Origin of the sequence: Niabella digestorum, from assembly GCF_036409055.1 — a bacterium.
Lineage (GTDB): Bacteria > Bacteroidota > Bacteroidia > Chitinophagales > Chitinophagaceae > Niabella > Niabella composti.
Genome location: NZ_JAZGLY010000001.1, coordinates 177,652 through 192,983, shown reverse-complemented (window position 1 = coordinate 192,983; position 15,332 = coordinate 177,652). Strand labels below are relative to the sequence as shown.

Below are 15,332 nucleotides of genomic sequence, written 5' to 3'. Positions count from 1 at the left end.
CTTTTTTATTCCAGTACCGGCCTTAACCATTTTTCGGCTTCTTCAAGGCTCATACCTTTGCGTGCTGCATAATCTTCAAGCTGATCCCTATTGATTTTTCCTACACCAAAATAATGGCTTTTCGGATGTGCAAAATACCATCCGCATACAGATGCGGGAGGATCCATTGCCAAACTTTCCGTGAGTTGAATGCCTATGTTTTCCGTCACATTCAACAGATCAAAAAGTTTAATTTTCTCAGTATGATCGGGACAAGCTGGATAACCGGGGGCAGGACGAATGCCCTGATATTTTTCTTTAATTAATTCTTCATTTGACAGATTTTCATTTTTAGCATACCCCCAATATTCCTTACGTGTTTTTGCATGTAAGCATTCGGCAAAAGCCTCCACAAATCTATCGCCTAGTACTTGTACCAAGATTTTATTGTAATCATCCAGCTCAGTGGCAAATTGGGCAACCTTATCTGTTACGTCATGAATAGTAACTGCGAATGCGCCCATATAATCCGTACCCTCTCCTACTTCTGAAGGCTTTACAAAATCTGCCAATGAGAAGTTATAATATCCTTGTGCCTTTTTGGATTGTTGACGTAGAAACTCCAGCCTTACCTCACCCTTGTTTGTTGCAAGTGTTACAGTATCTGCATTATTACTTAGTGCCGGCCAGAAACCTACCACACCGTTGGCCGTAAACCATTTTTCTTTTACAATACGATCGACCATCCTAAGGGCATCATTATACAGTTTAGTCGCCTCGCTCCCAAAATTTTTATCTGATAATACTTCCGGGAAACGACCTGGCATCTCCCAGGCGATGAAAAAAGGTCCCCAATCGATGTACTCAGCAATTTCAGCCAAGTCGTAATCTTTCAACACCAACACATCATTGATGGCAGGTCGTACCGGCTGATAATCGTTCCAGTTTAGTACTTCTCTATTTGCCAGCGCCTCACTGTATGTAACCAGCTCTTTCTGATGCTTATTAGCAAACTGCTGACGTAGCGCTTCGTATTCCTGCCGGGTTTTCTCTAGCAATTCCTCTTTTTCTTTGCTTAGCAAAGCGCTTACGACTGTGACACTTCTGGATGCATCCAGTACATGTAGTACACCGTTATCGTATTGAGGAGCTATTTTTACGGCAGTATGCATGCGCGATGTAGTAGCACCACCTATCAGTAAAGGTTGCTTCATATTACGGCGCTTCATTTCCTGTGCCACGTGCACCATTTCATCGAGAGAGGGTGTAATCAGTCCGCTCAGTCCTATAACATCGGCATTCACTTTTTCAGCCGTATCCAGAATTTTATCAGCCGGAACCATCACCCCTAAATCAATCACTTCATAACCATTGCATCCTAACACCACACCCACAATATTTTTTCCAATATCATGCACGTCTCCTTTTACAGTAGCCATTACAATCTTACCTGCATTGCCCGATGTGGCTGCCGGATTATCCAGCTTTTCTTGTTCAATAAATGGCAGCAACCATGCAACCGCTTTTTTCATAACTCGGGCGCTTTTTACAACCTGAGGAAGAAACATTTTTCCGGCGCCAAATAAATCACCCACCACGTTCATACCGTCCATTAACGGCCCTTCAATTACTTCAAGCGGACGTGCATATTTGAGGCGTGCTTCTTCCGTATCCTGATCTATATACTCGGTGATGCCATTTATTAAAGCATACTTCAATCTCTCTTCCACTGTGGTTTGTCGCCAGGCATCATCTTTCTTTTCTGATTTTCCTTTGGCTTTTACAGTTTCTGCAAAGGCCAATAGCTTTTCGGTAGCTTCGTTGTTTTCGTTATTTCTATTCAATATCACATCTTCACAAAGCTGACGAAGCTGCGGATCAATTTCATCATACACCACCAATTGTCCTGCATTTACAATGCCCATGTTCATGCCGGCCTTAATGGCATGATACAAGAACACAGAATGCATAGCTTCACGAACCGTATCATTACCTCTGAAGGAGAAAGACAGATTACTTACACCACCACTTACAGCTACCAAAGGCATCAGTTGTTTAATACGTCGGGTAGCATTGATAAAGTCTACCGCATAACTATTATGCTCCTCCAATCCTGTAGCAATGGCAAAAATGTTAGGATCGAATATGATATCCTGCGGTTTAAATCCTACTTTTTCTGTGAGTATTTTATAAGCCCTATGGCATATTTCTACTTTACGATCTTCGGTATCGGCCTGTCCTTTTTCATCAAAAGCCATTACCACTACGGCGGCTCCATAGTTCTGACAGATAATTGCTTGTTCAATAAATTTTTCTTCTCCTTCCTTTAAGGAAATAGAGTTGACAATACATTTTCCCTGTACACATTTCAGCCCGGCTTCAATAATTTCAAATTTGGAGGAATCGATCATCAACGGTACGCGACAGATATCTGGCTCGCTTTGTAGCAAATTAATAAAGGTCGTCATAGCCTTAACACCATCCAGCAGCGCATCATCCATATTGATATCGATGATCTGCGCACCATTTTCCACCTGTTGGCGGGCTACACTTAATGCTTCTTCAAATTTGTTTTCTCTGATAAGTCTTGCAAACTTCTTCGACCCGGTTACATTGGTACGCTCTCCTATATTGATAAAATTCGTTTCTGGTCTTACCACCAGCGGCTCTAAACCCGAAAGACGCAGATATGGTTGTATTTTGGTCAACTTATAAAAGTTTTAATTAAATGTTTACTTATTCTCTAATTATCCTACAAAGAATTTGTCCATCACCGTACGCTTTACGCTATATCTTCCAGTACGGGCAAAGGTCTTGGTCGAATACCCTTTACGGCTTGAGCAATTTCCCGAATATGGTCGGGAGTCGTGCCACAACAGCCACCCACTATATTAACAAATCCCTTCTCGGCCCATTCTTTCAGAAAAGCTGCCGTTTCTGCAGGCTGTTCATCATACTCGCCCATGGCATTAGGCAGACCTGCATTGGGATAGGCCGAAACATAGCAGGCTGCTATTTGAGAGAGCTCTTCGATATGCGCACGCATATCTTTCGCACCCAAAGCACAGTTTAGCCCTACACTCAACGGCTCGGCATGCGCGATGGAAATATAAAAAGCTTCAACAGTCTGTCCGCTTAATGTACGACCCGAAGCATCGGTAATCGTGCCACTAATCATTATTTCACGCTTAGCATCAGGATGTTTACGGAAGTAGTTCTTCGCAGCGAAAATAGCCGCTTTGGCATTGAGCGTATCGAAGATAGTTTCAATGAGCAGAAAATCTGCCCCTGCATCAATTAGTCCTCTGATTTGCTCTGTATAAGCTTCTACCACCTCGTCAAAAGTAATGGCCCGATAACCCGGATTGTTTACATCGGGAGAAAGACTCAGGGTTTTATTCAAGGGACCTATAGCGCCTGCTACGAACAGTGGCCCACGGTCCTTGCCTTCGGGAGTAGTCTGAAACACCTCAATAGCTTCGCGTGCACATTTCACGGAAGCCACGTTAAGCTCATAGGCCAACGACTGCATATCGTAATCGGCCTGAGCGATGCTGGTGCTACTGAATGTATTGGTTTCAATAATATCTGCACCGGCCTTCAGATACTCAGTATGAATAGCCTTTATAATATCCGGGCGGGTAATGCTTAATAAATCGTTATTACCTTTTACATCGGTATGCCAATCTTTAAAGCGGTCCCCCCGGTAATCTTTTTCGGTTAGCTTATACTTTTGAATCATTGTACCCATGGCGCCATCCAGCACTAAAATGCGCTGATTTAATAAATCTCTAATACAGCTCATACTAAAATTGTAAGCTTTAAAAAATAAATACCGGAGATTGAACTATATGTAAACGCGGGAACTTGGGGGGAAGGGTTCATAACGTTTATTAGTTCAATTTTTTTATACAGGCTGAACAATAAACAAATCCGCCTGATTGCACGCAAATATAAGCAGAAAAGCTCAAATAGATAGAGAACGAACTTCATGCCGATTGCAAAAACAGTTATCTGTTGATTTTCAGCCAAATATCAAAACAAGTAGCCTACTTCAATGGTGTGCTTTTAGTAGGTGCCATCATACTCTTTTCTATATCTCTTTCTTCACTATTTAACACACATCTATTAAGTCTCCTGAGCATTTTCTTTTCATAAAATATCTGCTTTCTGTATTACATATTTTTTGACCAAAAGCTAATAAACATACAATATCGCCTTTGATTGTTTTTGCTTATGGAGCGAAACTCACATCTTATAGCTGATATATCCTAAAATGAAAAGGTCAGCAATGCCGACCTTTTCACATACTATTTAAAAGCGAAATTAATTCTCAACAATCACCTTCACCACCTTACTGTATTTGTAGCTACCATCCTTATCTACTTGCTTGATGCGAACATATATATCCTTACCTTCCGCTAAGGGCACGCTATCTTTTTTGCTACAAGATACCGATACTCCTCCCAATAACAAACATGCCCACAACAGCATAGCTCCCAATTTGCGGCGACCTGCTACAAAACTACCTACCGCTAAGGCCAATGCAGCTACACCCAGCAACAAGGCATTTTTAGAAACAGCTTTACTAAAGGTATACTCCAATGGTTGATCAGAATTACCATCTTTGGCCAGACTGGATACTTTTCCTATCGAAGTAAAGATTTTACCGTCAGTGGATACTTCTACCTCAAAATAATCATTGTTGAACTCTGTAAGGGTAGCCCAGTTAACTATCAAACTACCTCCTTTTAATATTGCCTTCACATCTCCAAAGACAACAGGAAGGGCTGCATTACACTCCTCATCATACTATCATTCAGAATTGTCCATCCATTGGCTATCAACAGCGCACGTACGGAATCTGCAGCAGGACCATAGGTAAGACCGCTGGCACTCACCCTAGCAGGGCTACTACCGTTTGTAGCCCAACCTAACAAGGAATAATGATAATTCTGACAACTTATACCGGAATTGCCTAGACCAAGATTTAGTGTCAATGCATTATCTAGATGTAACTCCCAGCTCCCCAGATTCTGATCGAAAGAACTTGCATTACTAAACATTACCACCATAGCCTGCACATTATGCACCTTCCATTGATCCAAGGGTTGATTAAAAGAAGACGCATAATAAAACATCCATTCCATATCAGTCACATTACTCACATCCCAATCATTCAAAGGCTGGTTAAAAAGTAATGCGGCTTGAAACATCGCTCGCATATTAGTAACATTACTCACATCCCTGTCATTAATATTATTAGGACCGGTTAACTTTTCACACTGGGAAAACATAAAGCTCATGTCGGTTACCTGCGCCAAATTAGGAATATCCGTTGCTGTTATATCCATTTCAGGTGAGCCTTCAAATGCGGAAGCCATCGATGACCACACTACATCGCCCCATTGCGATACTTCTTGAAGATTAGGGCCAAACATATTAACCGCATTCAAGTTCTGCGGCCCTAAACGCAATTCGACATCACCCCCTACAGGAAGACCGTATATAGATACATAGTTCGGCGACGGCATATTAATAAGTCCCATAATACTATCCTCACCACTACCCGTACTAAACTTTGCCGTATAGGTGACATCTCCAGCAGTTTGGGCTTTAAATGAAATCTGACCAAATATATTAGCTTACCATTTAGTAATAAAAGGACGGTCTTGAGATAAAGAGAGCTGGGGTAAATAAAAGGGCTACGAACAGTCCTAAAGTAAGCTTTCTCATTTTTTAGGAGTAGTTGCTTAATTAAACAATAGATATTATTAAAATAAATGTCTTATACTAGTACAAATGTATATATACATATATTATGTAAATAAAATTCGAAACAATAAATCCATCTTCATACTTTACCCCCTCTTCACTGCATCTATACACAAAGCAAAGGCTATACAGTGATTCTATATTAATTATACATTGAATAATGTTTTAACATTTAAATTTTATTTTCCCTGCACATTGCATTAATAATTATTCATTTTATCCACTTGCTCGATGCAACTACGACATACAGATATATTTATTTCATCACATCCTCAAGCAACAAACAATTTCCCACCTTGCCGCTCGATTCCAATTTAGCATGTTTTGTATCCCCTTAAAGCAACTGCTACAAACGTTGAAGTCTTTAAACTCTTAATATAAAACCGTAGATTGCTTCCCCGATCAATTTCGATATTACCCTAATCTAAAATTTGAGTACAATATCATCAGGAACATGTACTCTATTAGGATCATCTTTTAGTTTCAATCGCTACGAAACAAAGCAAGTGCTTGCTTAATCTTATAGACATTGGGCTGCTTTAGTTAGTTAGTTTTAGTTATTAAACAGGTATTTGCTCATTACCGCCGTTATTCACTAACATAGCACTACGTCATTTTCCCTCATCGCATGAGCATTAAAAAGTAAAAGACATTTCTTAGATAAAAAACCTCCTTAATATCTCATCTAAAGAAAGCAAGTCGAGGCGTAATAAAAATGAATATATTATTTACAATGTCAGTACAAAAAATAAACGCGATAAAAACACCATCTCAAGAGTTCTTAAAAATCTTTCTTAACGCCTTCTAATATTGCTACTACGCGAAGGCTCTGGTCTTCTCATCTCCGGCCTGCGTTCACGCAATTCACTTCCTCCTTCCACACGCACACCACGGCTTCTGCCACCTCCAAAGCGGCGAGGATAATAAGAAAGCGTAACCATGAAAAACTGCCTTAAACCGTTAGAAACAGTAGTACTTAGGTTGTTGACCCCTGCCGTTGTTACAATGTTTTTATTCTGTTTTAGAATATCCATGGCAGAGAATTTTACTTCGGCTTGTTTGGTTGACAAAAAGCGGTAGGTAACAAAGGCATTCCAGAGTGTAGAAGATTGTCCTGTAGTACTATTCTTTACATAGTCAATCGAGTTACTTATGGTAAGATCTTTAATAGGATTGAGGTTAATATTAGCATTGGTAATATAGTTAACGGCTTTCAGAGAGCGCAGGTTATTACCTGTTTGTACACTACTGTTGGTACTGATAGTTTGAGACAGGTCAATTGTACCATAGTCCCCCAATGTATAGAATACACCAATATTATTACGAATATTATTTGCCTTACTAACGGTATAAATAGCATCTACATAGTTAGGAGAAGTAGTATTGGAAATGTTGAAAGCATAACTAAACTGTAGTACTTTGTTATTCTTCAGTTTAATAGAAGTTCTAGCATTCAATCCCCCACTATATACACGACGGCCGCTCATATTAATAAGATAAGTAGTTCTGCGACCGCTATTGTCGTAATAACTACTATCCGTAATAGCATTATCAATACTATTCATACCGGCGTTGACTGTTAAGTGATAATCGGCCTTGCGAGCAGACTGTTCGCGGCGATAGTTGAAAGTGAAGTCCAGCGCATTCGTTTGGTATGGTCTTAAGTTAGGATTACCGAGATTGATGGCATAAGTATTGACACTACTATCGATAATAGGGCGCAACTGATCAATGGAAGGAATACCGGAAGATCTATTTCCCGACAAATTCATCTCAACAGTATATCGGTTAAATCTCTGATAGTTGTACGAAACGGAAGCCGATGGTGTAAAGAAGCGGAAAGAACGGTCCAAGTTTCGATAAATAATATCTGACTCCGTTTTTTCAGAAAGGAACTGTCCCTGAATATTTGCAGCCAGATTGATATACCGCTGAAAACGATCGGACAATCGCTTAGTAAAATTCTTAGATAAACGCAGAGCCGGCCTATCAACCACCCTAACTACCTGCAGATAGTTAGTCAAAGAATCATTTGTAATATATGTCGAGGATAAGGAATCATAGTCGCTTACATTTTTAGAGTCGTTGGAGCGAGAGAAACTAATATTATTAGTCACAACCATATTAATACCCCACAGGTTAAAGTTTCCAAACAGCAAACGTTTCAGGGCGTTGTAATTAGCTCCAAGACTGGTGGTAAAGCTTGAAGAATTATTAAGGTTAAGCCTGTTGAAATATCTATTCTGGGAAGGATCTTCGAAAGACACAAAGTCAGTAATCGTATTACTTTCTCCTTTTGATTCGCTGTAGGATAAGTTATAATTCAGACCGAAGCTACGCAGATTTCGGTCATCATCATCCTTATTACGAAACGAAGTTGAAAAGTTGAGGCTGTTGCTGCTACTATTTGCCTGAGTAGCCGAAGCACTACGGCTCACCAAACCTGCATCCTCTTCCGATTTGGAAGATAGGCTTCTGGAGGTTCGGTCATTCTCAGAAGCATTAAAACTCGCACTGATGTTCAAATCCTTCTCTGCATCACGTTTATTATATCCCACATTCGCTCTATGACTAGAACCGCGTGAGTTACTTTCCTGCTCAGATTCCTGCAAAAACACTCTCGAGCTAGCGCTATTTCTGGAATCTGTATTAGAAGTAACAAAATTGTTATTAGTTCTGAAATTATAGCTGGCCGTCAAAAGATTACTAAACCTGCTATTGGCATCATCCATAAAGTTGTATTGCATGTTCCCACCCAGCGTTAGCACTTTGTTGATACCGGCACTTCCGAAATTTGCCACATAACGGTTGTTCGGATTATAATTTCTATAAGTGCTCTGTCGGAACATTTCCTGCATCTCTGCGGTCTTATTAATATTATTGATACTCCCTGCCAATCCCCCACGCAGCTTATTGGTATACCCTAATACCGATGCATCAGCCTCATACCTTCTGTCCGTACCGATACCCGCTCCGGCTTTCCCAAAATAGCCTTTTCGTTTATCTGCGCGCAGTTTAATATTCATTGTAAGGAGAGAGTCTGCCGGGTTATCATCAAAATTATCCTTCGAGTAATCTTCTTCACGGTATACCTGTATTTTGTCAATGGCGTTTTTAGGTAGATTTTGTGTAGCTAAGGCCGGATCATTACCAAAAAATGGTTTACCGTCTACATATACATTATTCACCACTTTTCCATTTACGGTAATCGTACCGTCGCCCCACATAGTAATACCGGGCACACGCCGCAACATATCTTCCACTACTGCATTGGAATCGAGCTTAAAAGCACCCGGATTAATCTCTAAGGTATCCCCATTCATGGTAATAGGAATGACGGCTTTAACTACCACTTCTTCCATTTCGCCTTGACGTCGGGACAACAGCACATTTTTTAAGTCGTAATTTTTATTAGCACTGTCCAACGTAATCTTCTTAGAAAGCGTATTATAACCGGTAAAAGAAAAATTCAGATACAAAGGTGTTAATAATGGCAGATCAGTGAAATGAAATGCTCCATCATCGCCAGTAATCTTATAATTCAGCAGCGTTGAGTCAGGTGCTTTGTACAAAGTAATGGTTACCGCCTGTAATGCATAATCATCTGCCGAATCCTTCACAATACCCATAATAGAACCTATCTGCGTAGTGTCCTTTTGCGCATGCAACCATGTAGGTATTATCACAAACATGAAAGCTACCAGTAGTACTCGCATCATCCAATTTTATTTTTAAGTTTTAACTGAATGATGACAGGGTTATCCGTACGATCACCTTTGTCAAAATATTCTTTTATCTCGGGAGTGTATTGGGGAGAGCGACGCTGAGTATTGTCCCTCGTTTGAAACATAGTGGATGAGGAGATACTGGTGTATAAATACTCGTTATCACAGTACTGAATACCATTTTGTAATAAAGGCAGATAGGCAGTGCTACTGTCAGTACTTACGCGCCCCATATTGTAAAAGCGCTTTGTACCCTCATCATACATGAAATGCTTTTCTCTGTAGCTCTTGTTATAATCGAGCGAAAAGAACAAATAATTCCCCATTTTATATACGTTTCGTAACTCCCAGACCAAGCTTCCGTTTTTGTATTTATACTCATCGAAATCATTCTTAGAACGAAAAGGCATTTCAAAAAATGATTTGGGCAATGAGTTTTCTAACGGTAATATGAACTTATACAGAAGACTCACAGAGTCCTTTGTCAGTGTATAGATGCAGTAATCATACGGACGCGTAAACAACAACATCTCGTTGTCTTCTACAGGAAAAAAAGAAATCTTTCCTGGGTTATAATAGATGGCTCCGCTTTTTTTATTGTAAGGGAAATATTGTTTAATAGTTTTAGTGCCATCATATATTTTCAATTCATAATCAGTATCCTCGTTCCACCGTCTGTTGGCATAAATAAAGCTGTAAGCCCACCAGTTATCAAAAATGGTTGGGGTTACGAGAGCCAAACTAAAATCTTTAATAACCTCTACTTTTTCTTTATGGATATCACTCAAATCATAGTAACCCGACCAGGTATAACGTGCAAAGGATTTATTCGTGGGATCGGACATCATTTTTTCCACCTCGGCCCGGGAAAAATTGAAATGCTTATTAAAGCCGGAGATGAAAAGTGCATTCCGCTTTCTATCAAGCTGAATGGTTTTGATGATACATTTATGAGGACGAAATTTTTTTACAAATTTTCCATTTTTATCAAAAAAATAGATAGAGTTAGTGTCGGTGTCCCATATAATAAAATACGCATCCGAGACGATCAGTTCGCGTATACGACCAAAAAGACTTTTTTTGGTAGTCTGCAGTGGAATATATTTTACTTCCTCAAACATTTTTGAAGCCGAAGCTCCTTGTGCAAATGAGGGCTGAAAATATAATTCCTTACCGTTCTGGCTGGCAGCTGAAATATATAAAAACAGGCAAAAAATCGCTATCCATTTTCCCATATCCTTGCTTTGACGTTCAAAAATTAGGTTTTTTGTTGAAAAAACCTATAAAAAATCAGTATACTCCCTCTTACTAAAAATAAATATGGCCTGCTGTAAAAACAGCAGGCCTTTAATTGACTGCCAGAATAGGAAAAAGTTTAATGCTTACCGTTAAAAGAATAGCTTAAGGTAAGTCCGTAAGTGCGTGGATCTCCCAACACACCAGCATAATGTCCGGCGTTTCCTCCTGCGGGCAACAACTGCTCGAAGTAATCTTTGTTCAGCAGATTGCGTGCCCATACAAAGGCCGACAGTCCGCGTGTGGCTTTAAAGCCCAGCCGTGCATTTACGATGGCGTAACCCGGAACATTTAAAAACGCTGATGGAGAAGGACTAGAAGAAAAAGAGGAACGAGCAAAGACATCAGCGCCTATAAAGAACCTATTGGGGCGCCCAAACAATGCTGAGGGTGTAGAATATTCACCGCCGGCTGAGCCAGCCCATTTTGAAATACCAGGTAGCGGACCACCTGAAACATCTTTGAATGCCACTTGAACACCTTCTTCATTGGTGGCTCCAGTCTCCTCAAGTGGTAAAGGAGCATTGATAAATTTCACATATTTCCCTTCGGAATAGGTAAGGGCTCCGTAAAAATTAAAATGATGATTGAGCCTATAAGAAGCATCAGCCTCAATACCTCTTATACGTACTTTATTTGCATTTGCAATATAGCCTCTATTAACACCTAATTCAGGCGACTGTACATTGGTCTGATAATCTTTAATATTAGAGTTATATGCAGATATATTGAACGTTAGATCTGCTGTAGGCTGTGTTTTAATACCTATTTCAAAATGCTTAGTGTACTCTGGCTTAATGACAGCTAAATCGGTTGCTGGCTGACCGTTGATAGTAGGTAATCCTGCCACGTTTACCCCCACCGGCTTATAAGCTGTAGCAAAGGTTCCGTAGGCATTGATTTTAGTAGAAGGACGATATGCAAGCGTAACATTGTAAGTAACGTTGCGTTCATAGGCGTCCGATTCATAGTACTGACTGGTATACACACTATTCTTTAAAGCGAGCAGCGCAGGATCGTCTGTCTGCAAACCTCCATAAGCTTTACGATCATATACTACCACTTTTTCATCGTAGTTAAGGCGGATACCGGGTTGCAAATGCAGGTGCTTAATAAGCTCCCAATCTACGTTGGCAAATACCGCCGCACTTTTGGAGCGAATGGAAGAATTGGTGTTTATACCATAGCCATCAAACAAGCCAGGAGTCTTCCATAAATCGCTATTAGAACTTTGAGAGAATCGCCATTGATCTCTACCCGACTCTTCTGTACCGGTTATTTTTACCTGTTGTCCTAGATAAAATAAACCAATCACACCACTCAAGCGATCTGATAATTCCCCAGCATATCTTATTTCCTGCGAGATATTTTTATGCTTGGCTGGGTTTTGCGATTTAGCCAATGCTTGAAGGCCCGTAAAGTCGCGGTCGTTGGAGGGTTCCCAAATCCAGTATCTCCACGCGGTAGTGGCTGTAAGTGTTCCGGGGCCAATTTTACTATCGATATTCAATGATGCGCCACCAATTTCATTTCCGGAGTTCCATGGAGTATCATGATCAATTACGCGCATAAAGGCATCGATCTTACCGTTCTTATTTATATTGGGTAATGTATAACCCAAATCGGCAATTATGGCATCAAATTGTCTATATGTCGGACGTTTTGTAGTTACTACACCGGCAACAACCTGAGCGTAGCCATCAGGCCTTTGCTTGTTGTACTCTCCGGCCAGCGTAACCGATGTATTGTCCGAAACATTATATAGGAATTGCGTTCTTAAACCCAGGTTATTGATGTCATTAGTGTATTTATCTGTGGCAATGTTATGAATGGTTCCATCTCGCTGGGTACCTGAGAACGAAACGCGTGCAGCAAGATTTCGAGTGAGAGGTCCAGTTACAGAAGCTTTGGCTTGTATAAAACCATAGTTACCATAACTTACTTCCAGGGTACCTCCAGGTACAAAGCTGGGCTTGCGAGAAGTAATGTTAATGGCACCCGAAGCTGTGTTTTTTCCAAATAGTGTTCCCTGTGGACCTCTCAAGACTTCAATTCGCTCGATATCTATCAAATCTAGGGTAGCAACGGCCGGTCTTGCATAATACACCCCATCGACATAGTAACCCACACCGGGATCTAAACCATCATTGGTAAGCCCGAAGGGAGAACCTATGCCGCGGATGTTAATACCCGTGTTTCTGGGATTGGAGGTATACATCTGCAAGGAAGGAACCATTTCTTTAACGCGTGTGATGTTGAAAGCTCCAGCTTCATCAATTTGTTTACCACTTACTACCGAAACTGCAATCGGTACTTCCTGCAGTAATTCGCGTCTTCTTCGAGAAGTGATTACCAAAGTATCTACTTGATACAAAATCTGAAGCCTTACAGTGAGGGTATCTTCCAGCTCTCTAACTGATATATTTCTTGTAGTATAATTTACAGAAGATACGGTTATCGTAAAGGGAATTTTAGGAACAGACGATAAGGTAAATACGCCATTCGCATCGGTTTGTGTACCTTGAGTGGTTCCTTTGATCACTACACTGGCTCCTTCAATAGGATTATTGTTTTCATTAATTACTTTGCCTGTCAATTGAGCATGCAATACTCCGTACAAAAAACTTCCTAGCAGTAAAAACAGACTCTTCAAATGTTTAATTCGCATTGTTATATAGTTATTGATGATTCTTATTTTTTGGATCGTTTTATGACAAAGAAGCCCTGTACCGACCTCTTTCATCCGGTAAAATCTACAAAATCAGTAGACTAATAAACTAAATAAAAAGCTTAGTTATTCAGGAACACATACAACATCGCCATTCGTGTTTCCTATTCATAGGATAAAGCCTATTGCTTGCATGTTGAAATGAAGACATGATATTGAAATTTTGAAGGACAAAAATAAAGAAATATTATTAGTCTACAAAATTAGTAGGATAATAATTTAAAAAATTTTTATAGGAATAAGGCTCGATAAATAGTAATAATACTCATAATGATCACCACTATGCCCACAACAAAAAACATTTTTCTTGCTGGCAGCTTGGAGGTAAGCATCGCAGAAAAAGGAGCCGTAATGATTCCTCCTATCAGCAGTCCTGCAACAATATTCCAGTGCTGAACACCGATGGTAAATATAAAAGTGATAGCACTCGTAACGGTAAGAATAAACTTGGCCACCGTAGAGCTTCCTACTACATATCGAGGGGTTCTTCCATTTTTCATTAAGGTACCGGTAACCAAAGGCCCCCAACCACCTCCTCCAAATGAATCAATAAAACCTCCTACAAAACCCAGCAACGAAACTTTTGAGGTTTTGTTCTTTTTGATTACTTCTTTTTTAGGTTTTAAAACATTCATGAGAATACGCACACCCAGATACAAAGTATAGGCCGCAATAAATGGTTTGATAATTACAGCATATTTTTCTCCCAGGTAAGTGAGCAATATGGCACCAATAACGGCACCAATAACCGCGGGAATAGCCAAAGCCTTAACCAATTTCTTATTGACGTTACCCAATTTGATATGACTGATACTTCCTGCTGCGGTAGTAAAAGACTCTGCAGAATGAATACTGGCGCTAACAACAGGCGGTGGAACATTCAGCATCAGCAATATAGTAGTGCATATGACTCCATAACCCATACCCATGGATCCTGCAACAATTTCGGCCAAAAAGCCGGTTAGCAGCATCCAGTAAAACATATGGTTATCCTTATTCAATGCTTGCAGAATGGGTAGCATCAAATCAAAAGAATACAAGGCATAGACGCTTAAAGCAATTAATAAGGCCACACCCATTATAATCAGGTACCAGTTGGTACTCTTTTGCGCTTTAGCCACAATTGCTGTAGAACTTACCACATCGGTAGCTACATTGTCATCCGATTCCAAGGCGTCCAATGCTTCCTGAGGCTTTGATACTAAAGAACGGGTTACATTATTTAAGACTTTCACCTTATGGTTAAGATCGCCAGATAATCGATTGCGTAGCTGCTGCATATTATCCAACACCTCGTCAATCTCTTCGGGAATTGCCTCATTTAGGGTTTCTTTCAGCCGCTTTGCAATTGTAGGAGATTTCCCGTTGGTGGATATGGCGATTTTCAAATTACCTTTCTTTACGATGGAGCCTAGATAAAAATCACAGAGCTCGGGCTTATCAGCAATGTTTATCAGCTTTCCGCAATCAGCCGCATCTTCTCGAATTTGAGCCGCAACATCCAGATCGTTTACAGCTGCAATTACCAAATCTGTTTGTTGTATATCCTCTTTAAGGTAAGGTCGCTGCTCTAGAACTATATTAGGGAATGATGCAGCAAACTCGCGTACCATAGGAGCAATATCGATAGCTACTAGTCTTATGCGCGTTGCGGGAGCATTTTGAAGAACTGCCTGTAACTTTTCAAGCGCTACATTTCCTCCACCGATAATTAGCAGATTTAATGTTTCCAGTTTTAAAAACACGGGAAAAAGGGTATTCTGCGAAGCACGATGCTCCGCTTGTTCTGCTTGTGCAGCAGGGGTATTTTCTTTTTCCCTATTCAATTA

General features: G+C 40.3%; 8 protein-coding genes. All 8 read right to left on the bottom strand.

What is annotated here, in order from left to right; genetic code table 11:
* Positions 1–5: 5 nt before the first annotated feature.
* Positions 6–2,687: a methionine synthase gene (metH, locus tag V2H41_RS00805; RefSeq protein ID WP_330973208.1), complete on the bottom strand. Its 2,682-nt coding sequence runs from the start codon at positions 2,685–2,687 to the stop codon at positions 6–8.
* A 74-nt stretch (positions 2,688–2,761) separates the two neighbouring features.
* Positions 2,762–3,784, bottom strand: coding sequence for a homocysteine S-methyltransferase family protein (locus tag V2H41_RS00800; RefSeq protein ID WP_330973207.1), 1,023 nt, complete (start codon positions 3,782–3,784; stop codon positions 2,762–2,764).
* Positions 3,785–4,305: 521 nt separating this feature from the next.
* Positions 4,306–4,719: a hypothetical protein gene (locus tag V2H41_RS00795; RefSeq protein WP_330973206.1), complete on the bottom strand. Its 414-nt coding sequence runs from the start codon at positions 4,717–4,719 to the stop codon at positions 4,306–4,308.
* 23 nt (positions 4,720–4,742) lie between these two features.
* Positions 4,743–5,528 carry a BspA family leucine-rich repeat surface protein gene (locus tag V2H41_RS00790; RefSeq protein ID WP_330973205.1) on the bottom strand — a complete coding sequence of 262 codons (786 nt, stop codon included), beginning with the start codon at positions 5,526–5,528 and terminating at the stop codon, positions 4,743–4,745.
* A 1,020-nt stretch (positions 5,529–6,548) separates the two neighbouring features.
* Positions 6,549–9,473, bottom strand: a complete 2,925-nt coding sequence (locus V2H41_RS00785) for an outer membrane beta-barrel protein (RefSeq protein WP_330973204.1) — start codon at positions 9,471–9,473, stop codon at positions 6,549–6,551.
* Entirely contained in the window at positions 9,470–10,714 is a 1,245-nt protein-coding gene (locus V2H41_RS00780) for a 6-bladed beta-propeller (protein WP_330973203.1), read from the bottom strand. Before V2H41_RS00780 ends, V2H41_RS00785 begins: the two co-directional genes overlap by 4 nt.
* Before the next feature lie 140 nt (positions 10,715–10,854).
* Positions 10,855–13,443 carry a TonB-dependent receptor gene (locus V2H41_RS00775; RefSeq protein WP_330973202.1) on the bottom strand — a complete coding sequence of 863 codons (2,589 nt, stop codon included), beginning with the start codon at positions 13,441–13,443 and terminating at the stop codon, positions 10,855–10,857.
* 290 nt (positions 13,444–13,733) lie between these two features.
* On the bottom strand, positions 13,734–15,329 hold the full coding sequence (locus tag V2H41_RS00770; protein WP_330973201.1) for a TSUP family transporter: 1,596 nt from the start codon (positions 15,327–15,329) through the stop codon (positions 13,734–13,736).
* Positions 15,330–15,332 lie beyond the last annotated feature (3 nt).

What these genes read in the sequence shown, in the direction of transcription:
- V2H41_RS00800 (WP_330973207.1), bottom strand. Translation starts at nt 3,784, where the DNA reads ATGAGCTGTATTAGAGATTTATTAAATCAGCGCATTTTAGTGCTGGAT.
- V2H41_RS00790 (WP_330973205.1), bottom strand. Translation starts at nt 5,528, where the DNA reads ATGGGACTTATTAATATGCCGTCGCCGAACTATGTATCTATATACGGT.
- V2H41_RS00785 (WP_330973204.1), bottom strand. Translation starts at nt 9,473, where the DNA reads ATGATGCGAGTACTACTGGTAGCTTTCATGTTTGTGATAATACCTACA.
- V2H41_RS00780 (WP_330973203.1), bottom strand. Translation starts at nt 10,714, where the DNA reads ATGGGAAAATGGATAGCGATTTTTTGCCTGTTTTTATATATTTCAGCT.
- V2H41_RS00775 (WP_330973202.1), bottom strand. Translation starts at nt 13,443, where the DNA reads ATGCGAATTAAACATTTGAAGAGTCTGTTTTTACTGCTAGGAAGTTTT.